This is a genomic window from Shimia sp., assembly GCF_049116215.1.
In the GTDB taxonomy this organism is placed as follows: domain Bacteria; phylum Pseudomonadota; class Alphaproteobacteria; order Rhodobacterales; family Rhodobacteraceae; genus Shimia.
In genome coordinates, this window is sequence record NZ_JAGDZB010000002.1 from 185,330 (window position 1) to 205,548 (window position 20,219).

Consider the following 20,219-nt stretch of genomic DNA (forward strand, 5'->3'; position numbering starts at 1 on the left):
AGCCCCAGCTGTGACGGGGCAAAGCCCCTCTTTACGCGCTAACGGCCTTTGCCAGCTTTGGAAGACGCGCCTTCTTGAGCAACTTGCGCATCTCCCAAGGCGCGCCGCTCAACCGCTCCGCTTCCTGACGCACCGCCTCGCAAACCGCAGAAACCCCGTCTGGATCCTCTTCCCAACATCCGCGCAGCAGTTCATCCGGCGCAATTCGCTCCAGCCCCTCTTCGGCAAGAATGTGCTTGGGAAAATCCTTGGCGTTTACCGTGACAATCGCATCCGACGATCCGGATATCGCCGCTGCCAACACATGCACGTCATGCTCATCCGGCAGATACAACCGGTCTTCTAAGGACGGCTTCCACGTGACCACGGCCTTGGGCCAGGCCGCCTGAACAAGCGCAATCTCGCCCCGCGCCTGAGGCTCACCGGTTGGGCCCAGTTTCCGCGCCGCCCGCGCCCATTCTTCCAAGATACGCTCCGACCACTGCGGCTCAAACGCGCCGGTCTTGGCCACGCCCAGCAACACCTCCCGCATCACGGTGGGATACAGAACGCAGGTATCAAGCAGCAGGCGCTTCACAGACGGAAAAACAGTGATTTGAGGTATCCGCTCTCCGCCAACTGCGGCATCAGCGGATGGTCCGGCCCGGCAAAACCGGTGTGAATGAGCTGCGCTTGCCGCCCGGCTCGGCCAATTCCGCGCACCGACGCGCCCCGGAACCGCGCCAGATCCGCCGCATGAGAGCAGGAACACAACCCCAGATAGCCGCCTTCAGCCACCAAAGGCGCCGCCAGTCGCGCCACACGCTCATAAGCCCGCAGACCTTTCTCAAGCGCAGGTTTGGACGGCGCAAACGCCGGGGGATCACAGATCACCACATCAAACTTGACGCCCTCTTCGCCCAGCGCGGTCAACACCTCAAACGCGTCGCCTTTGCGGGTCGCAAACCGATCCGCAACGCCTGCGGCCTCAGCCCCGGCCTGCGCCAACTCCAACGCCGCCGCAGAGCCATCCACTGCCGTGGCATAGCTGGCACCGCCGGCCAACGCTGCCAAAGAAAATCCACCCACATGCGAAAAAACGTCCAAAACCTTTGCATCTTTGCAAAGCCCGGCAGCAAATCCGTGGTTGGGACGTTGATCGTAGAAAAGCCCGGTTTTCTGCCCACCGGTCAAATCCGCCATATAAGTGGCACCGTTCATCACCACCGGCACCGGCGCATCAGGAGCCGCACCGGCCATCACGGCGCTGTGCTCCTCAAGCCCTTCCAAAACACGCGCGCGCCCGGAGCCGTTTTTCAGCACATTGATCACACCGGTTACCGCCACAAGTGCGGCCATCAAAGGTTCTAGCAATGTGTCAGCCCAAGCTGCATTTGGCTGCACCACCGCAGTATCGCCAAACCGATCGACAACCACACCAGGCAGGCCATCCGCCTCCGCATGGATCAACCGGTAAAATGGCGCGCCAAACACCCGCTCCCGCATGGCCAATGCGCGGGCAAACTTTGCCTCAAACCAGGCTTGGTCAATCACGGCCTCTGGATCGCGATCCAACATCCTGCAGAAAATCTTGCTCTGGCTGTTGGTCGCCACCAAGCCCAAGGGCTGACGCTTGTCGTCTTCCAGCACCGCGAGGGTGCCAGGCACAAGCGCCTTGGTGCGCCGATCCGTGACCAGCTCGTTATCATATGCCCAGGGAAATCCATGACGGATTGCACGGGCGTTGGCTTTTGGCTTCATGCGCACAACAGGGCGCGCAGACGCAGAAGAGGACGACATAGACATGCCGCCCTCCTACTTGTTTCTCACGGGTGTGAAAACCCTTCTCTGTGTCTCGGAGATTTACTCAGCCGCAGCGAGCTGCGTGCCAATCGGCTCCAGCGGTTGAATGCGCTTGGTTGCGCCGCGCTCTGGGGCCACAAAGCCCTCCGCTTTGGTCAACTCGTCGCGCACCACGCGCGCCAGATGCTGGGTGATGCGGTATTTCTGGGTCAAGCCACGGGATTCCGCCTGAATGGCCATCTGGCCGCCATAGGCCACAAGGCTCGCCGTAATCGGCTTTGGACCGCGCAGAACTGTGCCGGTCTCCGGCTCGATAATCGTCATGATAAACTCAATCGAGTGTACCCCGCCCACGGAATAACGTGTCTTCTCGGTCAACGCATGGAAGCGGGTCACTTCGATTTCCACCCGCACCGGCATGGCACCGTCTAGCGGATAGGCGCCCAAACGCACGCCTTCATCAAAAATGGCTTTCACCTGCTCATACCGGTTGCCCGGAGCATCCCCGCGCCAAACAATATCACCGGGCGGATAGTACAAATTGGCCTCTGAGACTTTCAGTGCCGTCGGGACGGACACGTCGAAACTTTGAAGCGCATAAGACGGCGCAGGCGCGGCCATCTCAGTGGATGGCACGTCATAGGGGGCGTTCCGGCTCGCGGTGTCCACTGATGCACAGGCGCTTGCACCCAATGCCAAAACCAGTGCTGCAATAATTTTACCCATCGACATGTCCAACTCCTCGGGCGGTTTTCGCCTCTGCTGCTCCACACAAATCTGCGCGCCAAATGGGGCGCGATTGCGACGCGCCGTGGACGTTTCAAAGGAATTGATTAAAAGTTGAGAAATTCACCCAACCACCAAAAAGGCGCTTCCAATTGTGACGCAAACGGTCGCCACTGCTTTGATTATCAACCCAAGAAGAGAGGTGTTTGTGCAGTGCCGAAGTCCGACCCGTTCTCTCTTTCCCGGCTGCTGGGATCTTGCGGGGGGAGCACGTCGATCCCGGTGAAACCGTTGCACAAGCGCTTGCTCGAGAGGTTGTTGAGGAAACCGGTTGGATCCTTGCGAAAACGCTCGTCGAGTTACCCCCAAAAAGCTGGCACGCGGCTGATGGTAACCGTTTGGAGCGCCAATTTGTTGTGACTGTGAAGGGCGATCTAACTCGGCCTACTCTCGAAGACGGCAAAGTGGATCTCTGGCGCTGGATTGGTGCAGGCGATCTGCCAATACTTTTGGAAAACCGTGGCGACATCGACACTCTCATTGATGACAGCATCAAAGAGGCATTTGATTTTCTCGATAACTCTTAACCCTCAGCCGCGTGGCCGCGAGCGCCACCCACCGCGCCGCTTTGGGGCCCGCATTTCCACGCTGCCTTCTTCCAAAACCGCAGTCATAGGGTGACCCGGAAATCGGCTGCTCAAATGCACTATCAACACCTCAATGGCGTCCCGCGTATCCACGTCCTCGGGCAGTGACAATGCCCAATCCAGAAAGATCGACCGACACTCCGACGCCGCGATGCCGTCCATCCGGTAGCTCTCGTGAATCAACCCCTTGGGATCGCAATGCGAAATGTCCATGTCACACCTCTCCTGTGGACGCCAATGCCCTGGTGACCGTCTCTGCGGCAATTGTCGTCGCCTCTGTCAACGTATCTACCACGGTTTGGATATCGTCCGCACCCGTTTCACGCAACAAAAACGCCCGTCCACCTTCGCCAATCGCATCGGGCGCAATGGTACTGCCTGAGAGCAGCTTGGACGCCAGTTGCACCTGCCAACAAAGCCGATAGGTGCTGGCAAGGTCTGACGCTTCTGAGGCAGAAAGCCAGCCAATTGCGACACCGGCCTGCAATCCCTGTGTGACCGTCCGACGCGGTGATCCCGCCAACAACGCCCCGGTCTGGCTCAACAACTCAATATCTTGCAACCGCCCTGCCCCGATCTTGGCATCCCATGGCCCATCCGGCGCTTTGGCCGCTGCAATCCGCGCGCGCATCTCCTGCACGTCTTTGCCAATTGCAGCCTTGTCTCTCTCCGCCGCCAAGACCTCTTTCCGGAAGCCTTCCACTTCCGCCATCAGCTCCGGCGCGCCGGTCACCGGTCGCGCGCGTGTCAGCGCCAGATGCTCCCAGGTCCAGGCCTCATCCCTCTGGTAGTTCTTAAACGACGCCAGTGACGTGGCCACCGGCCCCTGCGTGCCCGACGGACGCAAGCGCATGTCCACTTCATAGAGCCGTCCTTGCGACATCGGTGCACTTAAGGCGGTCACCAAAGCCTGGGTAAACCGTGCATAATAAGGCCGCGCCGCAAGGGGCCGCCTTCCTTCCGAAGCCTCCACGCCATCCGCGTCATAGATCACGATCAGATCCAGATCCGACGTCGCATTGAGCCGCTGCGCCCCCAAGGAGCCCATACCCAACACAATCGCGCCGCGTCCCGGCATGGGCCCATGTTTGGTGGCAAAATGATCCGCAACAGGCTGCCACAACCCTGCCAGAACCGCCTCAGCGACATCCGCATACTGCCGCCCGGCTTCCTCGGCACCAATCAGCCCCCGCAGATGATGCACACCGATGCGGAACTGCCACTCTTTGGACCAGCGCCGCGTGCCATCGAGCTGGGCCTCATAATCATCATCCCGCGCCAGCCGCTCCAACAGTTCTTCGGTCAACCCGCGCACACCAGGCCACTCGGTAAAGAAGCTGCCGCCAATGACGGCGTCAAACACACCAGAGTTGCGCGACAAATGCTGCGCCAATGCAGGCGCTGTCCCAACAATATCCACAAGCAGGTCAATCAATTGCGGGTTGGCCTCAAACAGCGAAAACAGCTGCACGCCAGCAGGCAGGCCACGCAAAAACCCGTCCAACGCCAAAAGCGCCTCATCCGGTTTCGGCGCTTGCGCCAAGCGCCGCAGTATCTCTGGCCGCACACGGTTGAATATCTCCACCGCCCGCACGCTGCGCATCGCCGGATAGCTCTCCCAGCGCGCAATCACGTCTTCATCAAACGTATGGGAGATTTCAACACCACCTTCCGCTGGTGCTGCATCCGGCGCAAAGAAACCTTCGGTCATCTCATGCACTTCGGTCAGCCGGTCATGCAGTTCTGCACGAATGTCAGCCTCATCACGCCCCATCAACCCCGCAATCTTGCCCCAGCCCTCTTCGCTTTTTGGCAACAGATGGGTCTGGGCGTCCGCCACCATCTGTACGCGGTGCTCCACCTCGCGATGGAAGCGATAGTGATCAGACAACGCCTCCGCCACATCCTCTGGCACCCAGCCTTTGGCGGCCAGCTTGCGCAGCCCCGGCACGGTATGGCGGTCTCGCAAATACGGATCCCGCCCGCCCGCAATCAACTGCCTGGTCTGAGTGAAAAACTCGATCTCCCGAATGCCGCCGCGCCCCAGCTTCATGTTGTGACCGTCCAGCGTGATCTCGCCACCCAGCCCTTTATGCTCACGAATGCGCAACCGCATGTCATGCGCGTCCTGAATGGCGGCAAAGTCCAAATGCTTGCGCCAGACAAACGGCGTCAACGTATCCAAGAATTTCTGCCCCGCCGCCAAATCGCCCGCCGACGGCCGCGCCTTGATATAGGCCGCCCGCTCCCAGGTGCGCCCCAGGCTCTCATAATAGCGCTCCGCCGCCTCCATCGCGAGGCACACCGGTGTCACCGCCGGATCAGGTCGCAACCGCAGATCGGTGCGGAACACATAGCCATCGCCGGTGATGTCATTGAGCATCGCCGCCATCTTGCGCGTTGCCCGAATGAAACTCGCCCGCGCGTCATGGTACTCATCCGCATCAAACCGGCTCTCATCAAACAGACAAATCAGATCAATGTCAGAACTGTAGTTCAGCTCATGCGCACCCATCTTGCCCATGGCAATCGACACCATGCCGCCCGCTGTCGGAATGTCATCCTCAGTGGCGCCGGGCAGCTTCTTGCGCCGGATTTCTGCGCCAATCGTGGCCTCAAGTGCCAACTGACTTGCCAAATCGGCAAAATCCGTCAACGTGCCGGTCACTTTCTCCAACGACCACGCCCCGGACAAATCCGCCAAGGCTGTCAACAACGCCACTTTGCGCTTTGCCGCCCGCAGGGATGTTGCCCGCTGATCCGGTGCCCCGGCGCGCAACTCGGCAAACAGCCGCGCCAATGCGGCGTCCGCATCCTGCAACGCCTCCGGCAGCCAATCTGCCTCTTTGTGGATCAGGCTTTTTAAGTAGGGACTGGATCCGGCCGTGCCTTCAATCAGCTTGGCCAGATCCCCAGACAACGCAGGCACCGCCGCCCGTGCCTCCGCACCTAGATCAAGATCGAAAGGGCGTGGCAGGCGGGTGATTTGTGATTCAAACAACATGGACGCGACTTTGAAACCGCGCCCCGCCAAGGTCAATCCGCTGCACTGCCGCAGGGCGAGATTAGGGCACGCCTTCTCCGGTCAACGGTGTGTCCTGACTGAAGCTGTTCATCCAAGCTCCGTTGCGCTTCTCCCACAAGGAGCTCACCAACATGACCTCCCAATCCGTCTTCCCAACCCGCAGGTAGTCCGCCCGATAAATCAACAACCCGCTATCCGCACCCGTGGCCCGCACCTGCACCTCACTCAGTCGATAATCCGCCACCGTGGCGCCGCTGTCCAACTGCCCCGTATGGGCGTCCTTTCCGGCAATCCCGTCCGGATAGACGCCGATAAAATCCTCACTCAGCAACGCCCCGTCCGCATCACCATCCCCTGTCACCAACGCGTCCCAAACCCGGGTCTCCAGCGCCAACAAAGTCTCTTTTAGATCAGTCTTCTTTTCCATGCTGGCACCCTGCGGCGCACCGTGGCAGAAATCAACCCGAGGACGAGGAGACACCACATGAGCAAGAGCCTGAAACGCGTGCGCGCCGCCTTGGAAGCCGCAGGCAAAGAGATCGACATTCGCGAAACCGACGGCGCACGTACGGCACAAATGGCCGCCGACGCCGTGGGATGTGAGGTGGATCAAATCGCCAAATCCATTGTCTTTCAAAACGCCGACACCGGCGAGGTCGTGCTTTTTCTCACCGCCGGTGGCCGCCAGATCGACACCAAAACCGCCGAAGCTCTTCTGGGCGCACCGCTGACCCGTGCCGATGCCAATGTGGTGCGCAAACAAACCGGTTTCGCGATTGGCGGGGTGAGCCCCGTGGGTCACCTCTCCCCTATCCAGGCGTTTATGGACACTCGCTTGACCGATTTTGCTGAAATCTGGACCGCCGCGGGCACGCCCAACCATGTTTTTTGCCTGTCCCCCGAAGACTTGCAGCAAATTTCCGGCGCAAAGACCTGCAATTTCAGCATCTAACCAACAAAATTCCAAACTATTTTTACAAACAGTAACAATCACATAAGGCCAAAATGTAAAAACCTTTCACATTTTTCCTTGCAATACGCCGCTGCACTCCCAATCTTGGTAATGTGAAAGCGATTTACATACCGCCTCACAGAGACACAACAAAACAAACTCGGAGACAGTTATGACCCCTGCCGCAACCGCCCATACCGCCGACACCCAGCACCTCAGCTGGTTTGGCAAGAGCGAGGCCTGGCTGGACAGCAAAGGCAAAGGTGCCTGGATTGCCGCCATGGTTCTTGGCTTCGTGTTCTTCTGGCCTGTTGGCCTGGCCCTTCTGTTCTACATGATCTGGAGCAAAGATATGTTCAAAAAGTCCTCCCGCAACCGCAGCTGTTCCCGTCGCATGCATGTGATGGCCTCCTCCGGCAACAGCGCCTTTGACAGCTACCGCGACGAGACCCTGAGCCGTTTGGAAGATGAACAGAAAAACTTCGAAGACTTCCTGGAGCGTCTACGCGCCGCAAAAGACAAGTCTGAGTTTGATCAGTTTATGGACGAGCGCGCCACCAAAGCGGCAGACGAACGTCGCGAGACCGAAGACGCCTAAGCGCGCCCTATTTGAGCAGTCACGGCGCGGAAGCCTCCTTCCGCGCCGTTTTCTATAAAGTACCGGCATCAACCCAATCGAGAGAGACATGAACCACCGCAGCTTTGCCCTACCCGATCCGGACACACAGTCCGAGTTTTATGAAGACGTGACCTTCAAGCGCTTTCTGGCGTGGCTGATCGACACCGGCCTGATCTTTGTACTCTGTGTGCTGGTGTTGCCGTTTACAGCCTTCACAGGCCTCTTCTTCTTTGGCGCGTTGTTGTTTGTGTTTGGCTTTGCCTACCGCGTGGTCACCATTGCGACGGGTTCTGCCACATGGGGCATGCGCCTGATGTCCATCGAGCTGCGCCAATCCGATGGCAGCCGCTTTGATCTAGGGTCCGCCTTCCTGCACACGCTGGGCTTCACCGTGTCAGTGATGTTCCCAATCTTGCAGATCATCTCGGTGGTTCTGATGATCACAACGGCGCGCAAACAAGGCCTCACCGACCACGTCATGGGCTCCGTCGCCATCAACCGCGCGGCGCGGTATTGACGCAAATTTTTCGGCGCCTCGGTCTCAAACGTGATCGAGGCACGCTGCCTGCCGGTGCCAATCTCTCATTTGACTAGTGCCCGGCAGAAACTACCCGCTTTGGGAAAACCGGAGACTAACACAAGCGGTTTCCCCTTGAACCTAAGGCAAAGTTTAACGTGTATTTCATGTATGAAGACTCTGGAAGATATCCTACGCTCCACCATTAACTGGCAGGCGCGATTGATCAGTTGGAACCCAATAATCGGCGCAGCATATTTAGTTATCGCTTCGGTCGTGCTTGTTTTCTGGCTGCCCGCACAACTCTATAATCTAACTGGATTGTCCATTGCCGTATCAATCCCGGCGATGTTTATTCTCCAAGCAATTCAACTGTTTGTAGTGTTCCGGAAGGTTCGGTTTTAGAGGATCGCGGATCAAGAGCCGTCGAAGGTTTGTGCGACTTGCCAACCTCCACTTCAATGGCAGCAATTCAGCTTCCCCTTTTGGAACACCGAACACTTCAAACGCAAAACGGGGACCAAATGGCCCCCGTTTCTTTTTCTCTAACACGTCTCAGGTCAGTTCCCGATCAGATCCGGAAGGATCGTCACGATCGATGGCACGTACCACAAGATCGCCAAACCAAGCACCTGAATGAGCACAAAGGGGATGATGCCTTTGTAAATGTGCCCGGTGGTCACCTCTTTTGGCGCCACCCCTCTTAGGTAGAAGAGTGCAAAGCCAAACGGCGGCGTCAGGAACGAGGTCTGCAGGTTCACTGCAATCATAATGGTCACCCACTTCGGATCAAAGGTACCGCCATAGATGACCGGGCCGACAATCGGGATCACGATGTAGATGATCTCGAGGAAGTCGAGCACAAAGCCCATCACAAACAGCACCAGCATCACGATCAGGAAGACTTTGAACTCGTTGTCAAACGACTTCAGGAAGCCCTGAATATAATGCTCTCCACCAAAGCTGATCACCACAAGGTTCAAGAGCTGCGAGCCGATCAGGATGGTGAACACCATCGAGGTCACTTTTGCAGTTTCCCGAACAATCGGAGACAACACCTTGCCGCGGAACAACACCCAGCAGCCGTAAAGCAGACCAAACATCGCAAACAGGTAGGTGCCTTTGGCCACAAAGAACGCAATCAGGTTCTCGGTGGAGACAACTTCCTGGTTGATCCGCAGGTCAAAGTTCACGCCCACAAGGATCATGATGATCACCGCAAAGGTCGACCAGATGATGATCCCGCCAGAGCGGCCCTCATCGTGCAAGCGACGATACGCCGCCAGCATGATCGCCCCGCCCGCACCCAGCGCAGCCGCCGGCGTTGGGTTGGTGATACCGCCAAGGATCGAGCCCAGCACAGCAATGATCAGAACCAGCGGTGGGAACACCACACGCAGCAGTTCGTTTTTGCCCAGCAGACCTGCGCCGTAGCGCACACCATAAAGCGTCATCGCCAAAGGCACCGCTAGGAAGATCAATGTCCAACCCGGTGTGGTCACCGGCGTGATCAGGATCGCATCCACCGCCAGCGCCAGCACGATACCCGCGCCACCAATCAACAACGGACGGGTGTCCGCGCTTGGCGCAACGCCGCGTGCCGTGGTCAGGATCAGAGCCAGCAGCAGGTAGCCAATTGCCAGACCGGAGCCAATTGGGGCTGCCGCAGCAATTTTCTCGACACGCAGTTCGGCACGTTCCTCGACGGACAATGCCCGCGCTTCAGCAACACCACCGGCTTCGTCAATCTTGGTCTGCTCTTCAACCGCCTGATCCCAGGCAAGTTGACCATGCAGGTCGATCATCGAAGCTTTACACTGCTCATCCACATTGGTGCGCAAGCTGGCTGTCTGACCCGCATCCGAGAAGCTGTCCACGGTCACGTCCTGAGAGCCAATCACGTTGACCTGTCCCAACAAGATCACCGCAGCAATCAAACCAGCCGGAACAACAACAAACCATGTCAAACCTTCGCCACGGGTGACCGCTTCACCGTTGGACGCGCCCATTTCCACCGCAGGGGCTTCTTTGGGGTTAAACATCGCGTAGCCAAAGGCATAGAGACCATAGAGCACTGCCAGCATGATGCCAGGGATCAGCGCCGCTTGGAACAACGTCCCAACGGAGACAACCGCTGGCTCACCCAAGAAGGTCAGCGCGTCGGAACACCCTGCCACCTGCGCACGGTTTTCCTGTGCCGCAGAGTAGAGGTCACCCGCCAGCGTGCCGAGAAGAACGATCACGATGGACGGCGGAATGATCTGACCCAGCGTCCCAGACGCCGCAATCACACCAGTAGCCAGCTTCGGGTTATACCCGTGCTTCAGCATGGTTGGCAGCGACAACAGACCCATGGTCACAACCGTAGCGCCCACAATACCGGTGGAGGCCGCCAGGAAGGCACCCACAACCACAACCGACACCGCCAGACCGCCAGGTAGCGGGCCAAAGACGCGCGCCATAGTGGTCAGAAGGTCGTTTGCAATCTTGGAGCGTTCCAGCGTGATGCCCATCAGAACAAACATCACAACCGCCAGCAGCGTTTCGATGGACTGACCGGCAAGCACACGCTCGTTCATCCGGTTCACCACAAAGCTGATGTTGCGGTTCATTGCTTGTTCCCAGCCGCCCGGGAACACGGATTCTGCCACACGGGGCAAATCTGGGTATCGGAAGACCGAGATTGTATCCGACTTCACCCCTTGGGCAATCAGGTCGGCATACATGGTTGAGCTGGTGTCAATCGCTTGGTGAATCAGGATCCCGGCACTGTCGAGCGCCGCAATGATCCCGAAGGAGATAACCCCTGCCCCACCAATGGCAAACGCCACAGGGAAACCGGAGAGAATGCCTCCAAAGAGGCAGAGAAAGACGATAATCAGGCCGATTTCGACCCCATCAAGTCCAAATAGCATTGGTTCTGCCCCTTAGATCAGTGTGTGCCTTCATAGGCTTCTTCGCCCTCGCCCAGCGTGTCGCGGTCGAGGTATTTGCCAATGCTGCCGGCGCCTTCTTTGAACTCAAGGTAAGAGCGGTAGAAGAACGCAATGGCCTGCAAAAAAACCATGGCGGCAAAGCAAACAAGAAGCACTTTGAAGAGGAAGTACGCGTTAAAGCCGTTGGGTGAAAAGCCGATGGTTTCCACGTTCCATTTCAGGATACGGGCTTTTTTCATCAGGATCTCAACCTTGTCGGATGCGGACACTTTTGGGGTCACGAGGTGACGCCACATGAAGAACCAGCCGTACATCCAGGTCAGAACCGCAACAGGCATCATGAAGAAGATCGAGCCGAACATATCGACCACCCGCTTGGCGCGGTGGCTGATCGCGGAGTATACAAGGTCCACACGCACGTGGCCGCCCTGCACAAAGGTGTAGGTCGCACACATGCAAACGATCATGGCGTTATAAAGCTTCAGCTCTTCTGCCCACCAACTCACGTCATATGTCAGAAAATCCACGCCATAGATCAGCGAGATCTCGGCCACGGTGAAAATCCGCTGCATGAACACGATCACGATTTGCTGCAGCACCATCAACAGGCCTGCCCACGCAAAGAAACGGCCCACCGAATTGGCAAAACCTTCCAGAACGCGCACGCATCCCCACATGAAATTGGGCCGCGCAATACCAACCGCCGTAACGATCAAGAATAGCGTGAACACCACAAAGAAAAACTCGACCGAGCCACCGTAGTACACAAACCGCATCAGCGATTGTTTATCCTCGGTGGTCTCCAGGCCTCCCATCCAGCTCAGCCACAAGCCCGGATGTGTGAGTGCGTAGCCCGCATTCACAAAGGCTTGGCCGATGTTGGAAAAGAACCAGACCAGACCGTCCAGCATTGTCCCCTCATCCCCTTATTGTTTTTGGAATTTTGACAGTGCTGCGATCCGCGCCCTGTCCCTTTTTGCAAAAGGCCCCCCGGAGGTCACCGAGGGGCCAATTTGCTTATCTTATCAAGGCCTTAGCCCATCACGCGGTCACGCTGAGCGCGGTACACGCCTTCGGACTTAACCAACCAACCGGAAGACGCTTTCATGCTTTCTTCCACGGAGGCACGGACTTTGGCGAAGATTTCGTCGTCCATGTACTCGTCCAGAGTGTCTTTTGCGGCTGCGCCCATTGCATCCCAAACGGTGTCTGGGAATTCCAGAACCTTCACACCACCGGCTTGCAGACGCTGAAGCGCTGCACCGTTGTTGTTCAGGAACTGAGCCAGGTTCCACTGGTGAGTGGCTGCGGCTGCGGTTTCGATGATTTTCTGGTTCGCAGCGGACAGACCGTCGAAAACTTCGCGGTTGGTTGCCAGAGTCAGAGCTGCACCTGGCTCGTGGAAGCCTGCGGTGTAGTAGAACTTGGTGATTTCCTGGAAACCGGCTTTTTCGTCAGCCCATGGGCCGATCCACTCGGTGCCGTCAATCGCGCCAGACGCCAGCGCCTGATACACTTCGGAACCTGGAAGGTTCTGAACGGATGCACCCATCTTGCCGAGCGCTTGACCGCCCATGCCAGGCATACGGAACTTCAGACCTTGGAAGTCTTCAGGACCGGAGATCTCTTTGGAGAACCAGCCACCAGCCTGTGCACCGGTGTTACCCGCCAGGAAGGATTTCAGGCCGAAGATTTCGCCCAACTCGTCATGCAGAGCCATACCATCACCGTGGTGGTACCAGTTCATCATTTCTTGAGCGGTCATGCCGAATGGTGCTGCGGTGAAGTACTGATACGCAGGGTGCTGACCGGTGAAGTAGTAGTCAGCCGCGTGGTACATGTCAGCCTGACCAGCGGTCACGGCGTCAAATACTTCAAACGCGCCAACCAGCTCACCAGCTGCTTTGATTTCGACGGTCAGGTTGCCGTCGGACATGGCGTTGATGGTGTCAGCTGCGTGCTGAGCCGCGTCAAAAACACCTGCAAGGCCACGGCCCCAGGATGTTACCATTGTCAGTGTTTGTTTGCCGGTCGCATAGGCCGGTGCTGCCAGAGTGCTGGCTGCGGCTGCGGTGCCGCCGAGTGCAGACGTCTTTAGAAAAGAACGACGATCCATGTAGGTCTTCCTCCCAGAATGTTGTTCAGCTCAGGTCTCCCTCCAGAGACTCCAAGCGGATCGTTGAAGTGCGGCGAGCCTAGCCTTGCCCCTACGTAGAGGAAATACCCACTACCGCGTAGAAACCGACCAAATGGCCAAAATTCCGGACCAATTGAGAAGGTTAATTTTCCGTTCACGCATTCGTTAGCGATAACGGAAACGATTCTAGCCTATGATTCGCCTCCAAATTTCCGTAACGAATCGAACATGCGCCGCTATCTGCCCATCCCTCGCCTGTCCTACGGTCAAAAGCTGTTTCTGCTGGCAACCGTGCCTTTGCTTTTGGCGGTTGCAGGTATTTCTGTGCTGGTGGCCAATCAATCTCGCCAATTGGCCGAACGTGAAATCCGCGCCTTAGAAGCGCAGCTGATCGAAGCCAAAAAAGCGGAACTCAAAAACTACATCTCGATTGCCCGCACTGCCTTCGTCAACATCTATGGCCGCGCCGCGCCGGATGACTACGAAGCCAAACTGGCGGTCACTCAAATCCTCTCCTCCATGCTCTATGGCCAAGACGGCTACTTCTTTGTGTTTGACTATGACGGCAACAACCTTGTCAGCCCACGTCAGACCTATCTGATTGGCAAAAACTGGCGCGGCCTCACCGATCTCAACGGCACAGAGATCACCGACCCGCTGATTGAAACCGCCCGTTCCGGAGGCGGCTACCACAGCTTTGACTGGGCTAAACCCTCCAGCCGGGAAACCGCCCGCATGGTCACCTATGTGGTCGGCCTACAAGACTGGCAGTGGGTGGTGGGCACCGGCATCTTCATTGATGACGTGCTGGAAAGCGTCGCCGCCGCCCGTGCCGAGGTCGAAGAGCGCGTACAACGCACTTCCTTTTATATTCTGGTGATCACTGTCGCCTGCCTTACGCTTGTGTTCCTGTCCGGCTTTTTTATCACTGTTCGCGAACGCCGCCTCGCGGACGCCAAGCTCAAGGCCCTGACCCAACGGGTGTTTGACGCCCAAGAAGAAGAGCGCGGTCGCGTGGCCCGTGAATTGCACGACGGCATCTCACAACTGCTCGTGGGCGTGCGCTACGCCCTCGACAGTGCCACCCGCCGCCTCAAAAACGGCGACGACCGCGGGTTGGACTCGCTGGACAAAGGCGTGCAGCACCTCTCTGGCGCTATTCAGGAGGTGCGCCGCATCTCGCGCGACCTTCGCCCCGGCGTACTCGATGACCTTGGCCTTGGTCCGGCACTCAAAGCCCTGACCGATGACTTCTCCACCCGCACCGGCATTGAAACGCACTTCAACACTGTTGTGTTCCGCAACCGTCTTGATCAGGATGCGAAGATTGCACTCTACCGGATTGCGCAAGAAGCCCTGACCAACATCGAACGTCACGCCGGTGCGACCACCGTCTCCATCGACGTGCGCGGCCACAAAAAAGGCGCCACCCTACGGATTGCGGATAACGGCAAAGGCCTGCCGCAAGAGCGTGATCCGTCTGCCCGCGGTGGCCTTGGTCTGCGCAACATGCAGGAGCGTGTCGAACAACTCGACGGCACCCTGCGCATATTCTCTTCTCGCTCCGGCACGGTGATTGTGGCAGAAGTCCCGCTAAGCCACATCCTGACGCCCGAAACCGAAGGCACCGACAAGACCCGAAAGGCCAGCGCATGAGTTCAGACACAAACATCAAAGTGATGATTGTCGACGATCACCCAATGGTGGCCGAGGGGATCGAGTCCATTCTGGAAAGTTATGATGACATCACGGTTGTCGGCACGCTCTCCAATGGGCGAGAAGCGGTCGACCAGCTGCCAACCCTAAAGCCCGATGTGGTTCTGATGGATCTCAACATGCCAGAGATTGGCGGCCTCACCGCCACCGAAATGTTGCTGGAAATGCACCCCGATCTGCGCGTGTTGATCTTATCGATGCACGACAGCCCGGAATACATCTCCACCGCCCTCAGCCATGGCGCCATGGGCTATGTGCTCAAGGACGTGCCCACTGACGAAATCAAAACCGCTATTGATGCGGTGATGAGCGGCAAAAAATACCTCTGCACCGGCGCCAAAGGCTCACTGGAACCGTCTGAAGACGGTGCACGCGAACCGCTCACCAGCCGCGAGCAAACCGTGCTCTTGCAACTGGCGCAGGGCAAATCCAACAAAGAAGTCGCCAACGAGCTCAACATCTCGGTGCGCACCGTGGAAACCCACCGTAAAAACATCAAACGCAAGCTGGGGATCTCGTCGACCGCCGGCCTCACCCGCTACGCCATGGAGCATGGTGTTTTGCAGGGCACAGGGGTTGGGCTTTAGGCTGTAATCGCCTCCCCGAAAAACACCAGATTGCCGTCGTCATCGAGCACGTGAAACTCCCGTTGCCCATAGGGCTGGTCAAACGGCGCCCGCACGCGCCCTTTTGGCACGGCGCTCAACGCTTCCTGCATATCCGCAAACAGTGCATCGATCCCGGCGACATCGATGTAAAACGACATCTCCCGCCTGGCTAGGTCCTCACCCGCTTCCACCTCTATCAACCGCACCGCCACGGCCTCACGCCGCAAAAACGCGTAGTTTTCGGCCGTAAATCCCTCGTCAAATCCCAGCACGTCGCAATAAAATGCGATTTGCCGCGCCAAAATGCTGCAGGGAACAAACGGGGTGATCTGATTCAAACTGGATTCACTCATAATATTTCCTCAAATTTCACAAGACCCCAAGTCTCACGCAACAAATGAAAAGAATTTACACCCGAAACGGTGCCTTTCTGTAGTTTTCGCGGTTGACGCCGCGATGCAGCAGCCATAAGGTCCGATCCGAACACATTAAGTCACCCCACTTGAGGACAAAAACGATGCCAAGGCTAGTCGTCATTGTCGGAATAAGGCGCATGGGCCGGTAACGGACACCATAACGGTACCCCATGCGCCCTCGCTTACAAGCGGGGGCTTTTTTGTGTGAGCTAGTAATGTCGTCGGTAACGGAGAGAATGATGACACGTCAGATGACCGGAGCAAAAATGGTAGTTCAAGCCCTGAAGGATCAGGGTGTGGACACAGTCTTTGGCTATCCCGGAGGGGCTGTCCTACCGATTTACGACGAGATTTTTCAGCAAAATGACATTCGCCACATCCTGGTGCGTCACGAGCAAGGCGCGGTGCACGCCGCCGAAGGCTATGCCCGTTCCACCGGCAAGGTTGGCGTGGCGCTGGTGACCTCTGGCCCCGGCGCGACAAACGCTGTGACCGGCCTGACCGATGCTTTGCTGGACTCGATCCCAATTCTGGTTCTAACCGGTCAGGTGCCAACCTTCATGATCGGCTCTGACGCCTTTCAGGAAGCAGACACCGTTGGCATCACCCGCCCGTGCACCAAACACAACTGGCTGGCCAAAGACACCGACACCTTGGCGGAAACCCTGCATCAGGCGTTCCACGTGGCCCAGTCCGGCCGTCCCGGCCCGGTGTTGGTGGACATCCCCAAAGACGTGCAATTTGCCAATGGCACCTACACAGCACCACAGAAATCCGACACGTCCATCTATGCGCCGGAAACCAAAGGTGACATCACCGCGATCAACGAGCTGGTTGAGGCGATGGAAAAGGCCGAACGCCCAGTGTTCTACACCGGCGGTGGTGTGATCAACTCCGGCCCCAAAGCCTCCAAACTGCTGCGCGAGTTGGTGGAAGCCACCGGCATCCCAATCACCTCCACGCTGATGGGCCTTGGTGCTTATCCGGCGTCGGGCGAAAACTGGCTGGGTATGCTGGGCATGCACGGCCTCTATGAAGCCAACATGGCGATGCATGACTGCGACCTGATGATCAACATCGGCGCGCGTTTTGATGACCGCATCACCGGCCTCATCTCCGCATTCTCGCCCAACTCGATCAAAGCCCACATCGACATCGACCCCTCCTCGATCAATAAGGTGATCCCGGCGGATATCCCAATTGTGGGCGACGTGGAAAGCGTGCTGACAGACATCCTGAAGGTCTGGAAAGCGCGTGGGCGCACTGTCAACCGCGAGGCCATTGCCAATTGGCAAAGCCAGATCAGCGATTGGCGCAAAGTGGAATGCCTGAAATACACTCAGGAAGGCAAGGTCATCAAACCTCAGTACGCGCTGGAGCGGCTTGAGGCGCTGACCAAGGAGCATGACCGCTACATCACCACCGAAGTCGGCCAGCACCAGATGTGGGCCGCACAATACCTTGGTTTTGAAGATCCCAACCGCTGGATGACCTCCGGCGGCCTCGGCACCATGGGCTACGGCACCCCTGCCTCCATTGGTGTGCAGGTAGCGCATCCCGACAGCCTGGTGATCAACGTAGCAGGCGAAGCCTCCTGGCTGATGAACATGCAGGAAATGGGCACCGCGGTGCAATTCCGCCTGCCAGTGAAACAGTTCATCTTGAACAACGAACGCCTCGGCATGGTGCGTCAGTGGCAGGAGCTGCTGCACGGCGAACGCTACAGCCACAGCTGGTCTGAAGCCCTGCCTGATTTTGTGAAGCTCGCCGAAGCCTTTGGCGCCAAGGGCATCATCTGCTCCGATCCAGATGACCTGGACGAGGCGATCATGGAAATGATCAATTACGACGGCCCGGTGATCTTTGATTGTCTGGTGGAGAAACACGAGAACTGCTTCCCGATGATCCCGTCGGGCAAGCCGCACAACGAAATGCTTCTGGGCGAAGCCAGCACGCAGGGCGTTATCCAAGCCGGCGGCGCGGTGATGGTGTAAGGAGAGAGATCATGGCTGCTCTAAAAATCAAAAAAGGCTCCACGAGCCACTCCGCTTACAACCTACGTCCCAACTTTTCGGATGAGGTCGAAACCCACACACTGGCCGTTCTGGTGGACAACGAACCCGGCGTTCTGGCGCGGGTGATTGGCCTGTTTGCCGGGCGTGGTTACAACATCGAAAGCCTGACCGTAGCCGAAGTGGACCACACCGGTCACCTGTCGCGCATCACCATCGTAACCACCGGTACACCGCAGGTGATTGAACAGATCAAAGCGCAGTTGGGCCGCATCGTGTCGGTGCATGACGTGCATGATCTGACCGTTGAAGGTGCCTCTGTGGAGCGCGAACTGGCCCTGTTCAAAGTGGCTGGCACAGGTGAAAAACGCGTTGAAGCCCTGCGGCTGGCCGATATCTTCCGCGCCAATGCGGTGGACAGCACGCTGGAAAGCTTTGTGTTTGAACTGACAGGCACCCCTGGCAAGATCGACGCCTTTGCTGACCTGATGCGCCCGCTTGGTCTCATCGAAGTGGCACGCACCGGTGTTGCCGCCTTGTCGCGCGGGTCCGAATAAATCCTTACGCCATAGCGCAGCAAAAAGGGGCCGATTGGCCCCTTTTCTTTTGTCTGGTTGTCTTGGCTGCGCCGAAACTCAGCTAACTGACTTTGCGCGACCGTGCGACCGCCTCCAAGTCAATCACTTCCGCCGACGCGCCTGCGTCCCCCGCCGCATCCGGCAAATGCAGAGCCGCCCGCAACGCGCGCGCAACCTTTCCGGTTTCCACCGCCATCGCCGCCTGCAACAGGTGCTCCGCCAATGGCGTCCCCGGAGCGAGACGGCGCAGGTTTACCGCACGCCGCTGATCGCCAACCAACATCACTTTAAAAATCACCAGATCCCCGGCCGCCAAAACCACGGCATCACTCCCCAAAGCGGCCGTATCTGTTTCTGCGGAGTAGTAGGCCAAGTCCGCGTGATCTTCACACCAAATTACCGCTGTACCACTCTTGTTGTCATGCCAGAGCACAACCCCATTCATTCCTTTCCCTCCCCTAAACGCGTTATGTCCCGTGCACAGATGCCCCAGCCCAAAACACAGCTGGCGCATGTCCCTGCCCCAGCCTACAGCCAGTTTCCCATCAACCCATGGCCAATTTTGTGTCGACCCCATTGCAAGCTGGTGCCAATATGCGCCAAGATGACGCCATTCAGCGTCGAAATTGACCACAAGCGGATTTTGCACACGTTCTGCGAGTTTTTCAATGACAAACACAGCCGGAGAGCCAATTGTCACAACCCGAACCTGTATTAGATACCGAAACACATCCTGCTGAGCTGCGTCAAATGTTTGGGCGAAATTTGCGGGCGCTTTGCGCCCCTTACCGCTCGATATCCGACCTGTGCCGCCAATTGGGAATCAACCGCACTCAGTTCAACCGATACCTGTCTGGTGAGAGTTTTCCACGCCCTGACGTCCTACATATCATCTGCGCATTTTTTGACGTCGACGCGCGCATTCTTCTGGAACCTCTGGAAAACCTCGACACCCGCCCGGGCGTGCTCAATCACCCCTTTCTTGAGGGCAACATTGGGAGCGGCATGCAAGCTCTGACCGAAGACGCCTTCCCCTCCGGCTTCTACCGCTTCTCCCGCAAGAGCTTTGTCGAAACTGATCTGGTTGTGATTGGGCTGGTCTATGTGTTCCGCGACAATCAATACACCTTCCTGCGCGGCTATGAACCCCGCGCCGCCATGAGCACCCACGGCTTGCCAACCAACGGCCCGTTGCGCGAATTCCGCGGCTACATCTCCCCCCAAGAAGATGGCATTTCCATCAACGTCTCCCATCGGCACAACATGGCCGCCACCTTTGGCTACCTCGGCCGCGTCGCAGCCTTCCAAAACAAGTTCTGGCTTGGCTATTCCGCCCGCCCCACCCGCGAGACCCTGCGTGGTCGCCGCGTGGCGCGCATGGTTTATGAGCATATGGATCTGCCGTTGCGAGATATTGTGTCTTTCGCACGCAGCACAGGATATGTGGACCCCGATGACTTGCCCGATTTCCACCGGCGTCACCTGATGCTGGACACCCCGTTTACCTGACGGGCGCTTCTGCATCATCCTCTGTCGCAGACAGACCGG

General features: G+C 57.8%; 20 protein-coding genes. 9 read left to right on the plus strand and 11 right to left on the minus strand.

The features are described 5' to 3' along the window. Positions 1-31 precede the first annotated feature (31 nt). The 3 genes from JXR15_RS06490 to JXR15_RS06500 are packed head-to-tail and all read right to left on the minus strand — an operon-like array spanning position 32 to position 2,514. Positions 32-577 carry an RSP_2648 family PIN domain-containing protein gene (locus JXR15_RS06490; RefSeq protein ID WP_422052425.1) on the minus strand — a complete coding sequence of 182 codons (546 nt, stop codon included), beginning with the start codon at positions 575-577 and terminating at the stop codon, positions 32-34. Continuing rightward, a complete protein-coding gene (locus JXR15_RS06495; RefSeq protein WP_422052426.1) occupies positions 574-1,785 on the minus strand; it encodes an RSP_2647 family RNA methyltransferase in 1,212 nt (403 codons plus the stop codon). The genes JXR15_RS06490 and JXR15_RS06495 overlap by 4 nt, the downstream gene beginning before the upstream one ends. Before the next feature lie 57 nt (positions 1,786-1,842). Beyond that, a complete protein-coding gene (locus JXR15_RS06500) occupies positions 1,843-2,514 on the minus strand; it encodes a DUF6778 family protein (RefSeq protein WP_422052427.1) in 672 nt (223 codons plus the stop codon). 200 nt (positions 2,515-2,714) lie between these two features. Here JXR15_RS06500 and JXR15_RS06505 point away from each other — a divergent pair, with 200 nt between their 5' ends. Next, positions 2,715-3,095, plus strand: coding sequence for an NUDIX hydrolase (locus JXR15_RS06505; protein ID WP_422052428.1), 381 nt, complete (start codon positions 2,715-2,717; stop codon positions 3,093-3,095). Between the two features lie 3 nt (positions 3,096-3,098). On the opposite strand, the gene JXR15_RS06510 is transcribed toward JXR15_RS06505, so the two are convergent. The 3 genes from JXR15_RS06510 to JXR15_RS06520 form a co-directional block, all read right to left on the minus strand. Continuing rightward, positions 3,099-3,368, minus strand: coding sequence for a hypothetical protein (locus JXR15_RS06510; protein ID WP_422052429.1), 270 nt, complete (start codon positions 3,366-3,368; stop codon positions 3,099-3,101). 1 nt (position 3,369) lies between these two features. Continuing rightward, complete coding sequence (locus tag JXR15_RS06515; RefSeq protein WP_422052430.1) at positions 3,370-6,159, minus strand: glutamine-synthetase adenylyltransferase; 2,790 nt, start codon at positions 6,157-6,159, stop codon at positions 3,370-3,372. A 61-nt stretch (positions 6,160-6,220) separates the two neighbouring features. Beyond that, the gene (locus JXR15_RS06520; RefSeq protein WP_422052431.1) at positions 6,221-6,607 is read right to left on the minus strand and encodes a DUF4440 domain-containing protein; all 387 of its coding nucleotides are present in this window, start codon (positions 6,605-6,607) and stop codon (positions 6,221-6,223) included. A gap of 57 nt (positions 6,608-6,664) precedes the next feature. Here JXR15_RS06520 and JXR15_RS06525 point away from each other — a divergent pair, with 57 nt between their 5' ends. From JXR15_RS06525 to JXR15_RS06535, 3 genes are all read left to right on the plus strand, one after another. Then, on the plus strand, positions 6,665-7,132 hold the full coding sequence (locus tag JXR15_RS06525; RefSeq protein ID WP_422052432.1) for a YbaK/EbsC family protein: 468 nt from the start codon (positions 6,665-6,667) through the stop codon (positions 7,130-7,132). Between the two features lie 172 nt (positions 7,133-7,304). Then, complete coding sequence (locus JXR15_RS06530) at positions 7,305-7,730, plus strand: DUF2852 domain-containing protein (protein ID WP_422052433.1); 426 nt, start codon at positions 7,305-7,307, stop codon at positions 7,728-7,730. 88 nt (positions 7,731-7,818) lie between these two features. Beyond that, complete coding sequence (locus JXR15_RS06535; protein WP_422052434.1) at positions 7,819-8,268, plus strand: RDD family protein; 450 nt, start codon at positions 7,819-7,821, stop codon at positions 8,266-8,268. Between the two features lie 560 nt (positions 8,269-8,828). Here the strand turns inward: JXR15_RS06535 and JXR15_RS06540 are convergent. The 3 genes from JXR15_RS06540 to JXR15_RS06550 all read right to left on the minus strand — a co-directional run bounded on the left by JXR15_RS06540 (position 8,829) and on the right by JXR15_RS06550 (position 13,320). Next, positions 8,829-11,183 (minus strand): TRAP transporter large permease, encoded by a 2,355-nt coding sequence (locus tag JXR15_RS06540; RefSeq protein ID WP_422052435.1) that lies wholly within the window; start codon positions 11,181-11,183, stop codon positions 8,829-8,831. A 17-nt stretch (positions 11,184-11,200) separates the two neighbouring features. Continuing rightward, the gene (locus JXR15_RS06545) at positions 11,201-12,115 is read right to left on the minus strand and encodes a TRAP transporter small permease subunit (protein ID WP_422052436.1); all 915 of its coding nucleotides are present in this window, start codon (positions 12,113-12,115) and stop codon (positions 11,201-11,203) included. 122 nt (positions 12,116-12,237) lie between these two features. Beyond that, positions 12,238-13,320 (minus strand): TRAP transporter substrate-binding protein, encoded by a 1,083-nt coding sequence (locus JXR15_RS06550; RefSeq protein WP_422052437.1) that lies wholly within the window; start codon positions 13,318-13,320, stop codon positions 12,238-12,240. Positions 13,321-13,569: 249 nt separating this feature from the next. Here JXR15_RS06550 and JXR15_RS06555 point away from each other — a divergent pair, with 249 nt between their 5' ends. Then, entirely contained in the window at positions 13,570-14,997 is a 1,428-nt protein-coding gene (locus tag JXR15_RS06555; RefSeq protein WP_422052438.1) for a cache domain-containing protein, read from the plus strand. Further along, positions 14,994-15,644, plus strand: a complete 651-nt coding sequence (locus JXR15_RS06560; protein WP_422052439.1) for a response regulator — start codon at positions 14,994-14,996, stop codon at positions 15,642-15,644. Before JXR15_RS06555 ends, JXR15_RS06560 begins: the two co-directional genes overlap by 4 nt. Here JXR15_RS06560 and JXR15_RS06565 read toward each other — a convergent pair. After that, positions 15,641-16,018, minus strand: a complete 378-nt coding sequence (locus tag JXR15_RS06565; RefSeq protein WP_422052440.1) for a bleomycin resistance protein — start codon at positions 16,016-16,018, stop codon at positions 15,641-15,643. The genes JXR15_RS06560 and JXR15_RS06565 overlap by 4 nt on opposite strands. Positions 16,019-16,320: 302 nt before the next feature. Here JXR15_RS06565 and JXR15_RS06570 point away from each other — a divergent pair, with 302 nt between their 5' ends. Both JXR15_RS06570 and ilvN read left to right on the plus strand, forming a co-directional pair. After that, positions 16,321-18,075, plus strand: a complete 1,755-nt coding sequence (locus tag JXR15_RS06570) for an acetolactate synthase 3 large subunit (RefSeq protein WP_422052441.1) — start codon at positions 16,321-16,323, stop codon at positions 18,073-18,075. Between the two features lie 11 nt (positions 18,076-18,086). Further along, positions 18,087-18,650 (plus strand): acetolactate synthase small subunit, encoded by a 564-nt coding sequence (gene ilvN / locus JXR15_RS06575; RefSeq protein ID WP_422052442.1) that lies wholly within the window; start codon positions 18,087-18,089, stop codon positions 18,648-18,650. Between the two features lie 82 nt (positions 18,651-18,732). On the opposite strand, the gene JXR15_RS06580 is transcribed toward ilvN, so the two are convergent. Beyond that, positions 18,733-19,116, minus strand: coding sequence for a hypothetical protein (locus JXR15_RS06580; protein ID WP_422052443.1), 384 nt, complete (start codon positions 19,114-19,116; stop codon positions 18,733-18,735). 248 nt (positions 19,117-19,364) lie between these two features. Here JXR15_RS06580 and JXR15_RS06585 point away from each other — a divergent pair, with 248 nt between their 5' ends. After that, positions 19,365-20,180, plus strand: a complete 816-nt coding sequence (locus tag JXR15_RS06585) for a helix-turn-helix domain-containing protein (protein WP_422052444.1) — start codon at positions 19,365-19,367, stop codon at positions 20,178-20,180. Positions 20,181-20,219: the final 39 nt, after the last annotated feature.

Excerpts from the sequence above, each read along its gene's own strand:
- JXR15_RS06570 (WP_422052441.1), top strand. The coding sequence starts at position 16,321 with ATGACACGTCAGATGACCGGAGCAAAAATGGTAGTTCAAGCCCTGAAG.
- JXR15_RS06525 (WP_422052432.1), top strand. The coding sequence starts at position 6,665 with ATGAGCAAGAGCCTGAAACGCGTGCGCGCCGCCTTGGAAGCCGCAGGC.
- JXR15_RS06535 (WP_422052434.1), top strand. The coding sequence starts at position 7,819 with ATGAACCACCGCAGCTTTGCCCTACCCGATCCGGACACACAGTCCGAG.
- JXR15_RS06550 (WP_422052437.1), bottom strand. The coding sequence starts at position 13,320 with ATGGATCGTCGTTCTTTTCTAAAGACGTCTGCACTCGGCGGCACCGCA.
- JXR15_RS06565 (WP_422052440.1), bottom strand. The coding sequence starts at position 16,018 with ATGAGTGAATCCAGTTTGAATCAGATCACCCCGTTTGTTCCCTGCAGC.
- ilvN (WP_422052442.1), top strand. The coding sequence starts at position 18,087 with ATGGCTGCTCTAAAAATCAAAAAAGGCTCCACGAGCCACTCCGCTTAC.
- JXR15_RS06545 (WP_422052436.1), bottom strand. The coding sequence starts at position 12,115 with ATGCTGGACGGTCTGGTCTGGTTCTTTTCCAACATCGGCCAAGCCTTT.
- JXR15_RS06555 (WP_422052438.1), top strand. The coding sequence starts at position 13,570 with ATGCGCCGCTATCTGCCCATCCCTCGCCTGTCCTACGGTCAAAAGCTG.
- JXR15_RS06500 (WP_422052427.1), bottom strand. The coding sequence starts at position 2,514 with ATGTCGATGGGTAAAATTATTGCAGCACTGGTTTTGGCATTGGGTGCA.
- JXR15_RS06510 (WP_422052429.1), bottom strand. The coding sequence starts at position 3,368 with ATGGACATTTCGCATTGCGATCCCAAGGGGTTGATTCACGAGAGCTAC.
- JXR15_RS06495 (WP_422052426.1), bottom strand. The coding sequence starts at position 1,785 with ATGTCTATGTCGTCCTCTTCTGCGTCTGCGCGCCCTGTTGTGCGCATG.
- JXR15_RS06530 (WP_422052433.1), top strand. The coding sequence starts at position 7,305 with ATGACCCCTGCCGCAACCGCCCATACCGCCGACACCCAGCACCTCAGC.
- JXR15_RS06560 (WP_422052439.1), top strand. The coding sequence starts at position 14,994 with ATGAGTTCAGACACAAACATCAAAGTGATGATTGTCGACGATCACCCA.
- JXR15_RS06515 (WP_422052430.1), bottom strand. The coding sequence starts at position 6,159 with ATGTTGTTTGAATCACAAATCACCCGCCTGCCACGCCCTTTCGATCTT.
- JXR15_RS06540 (WP_422052435.1), bottom strand. The coding sequence starts at position 11,183 with ATGCTATTTGGACTTGATGGGGTCGAAATCGGCCTGATTATCGTCTTT.
- JXR15_RS06520 (WP_422052431.1), bottom strand. The coding sequence starts at position 6,607 with ATGGAAAAGAAGACTGATCTAAAAGAGACTTTGTTGGCGCTGGAGACC.
- JXR15_RS06580 (WP_422052443.1), bottom strand. The coding sequence starts at position 19,116 with ATGAATGGGGTTGTGCTCTGGCATGACAACAAGAGTGGTACAGCGGTA.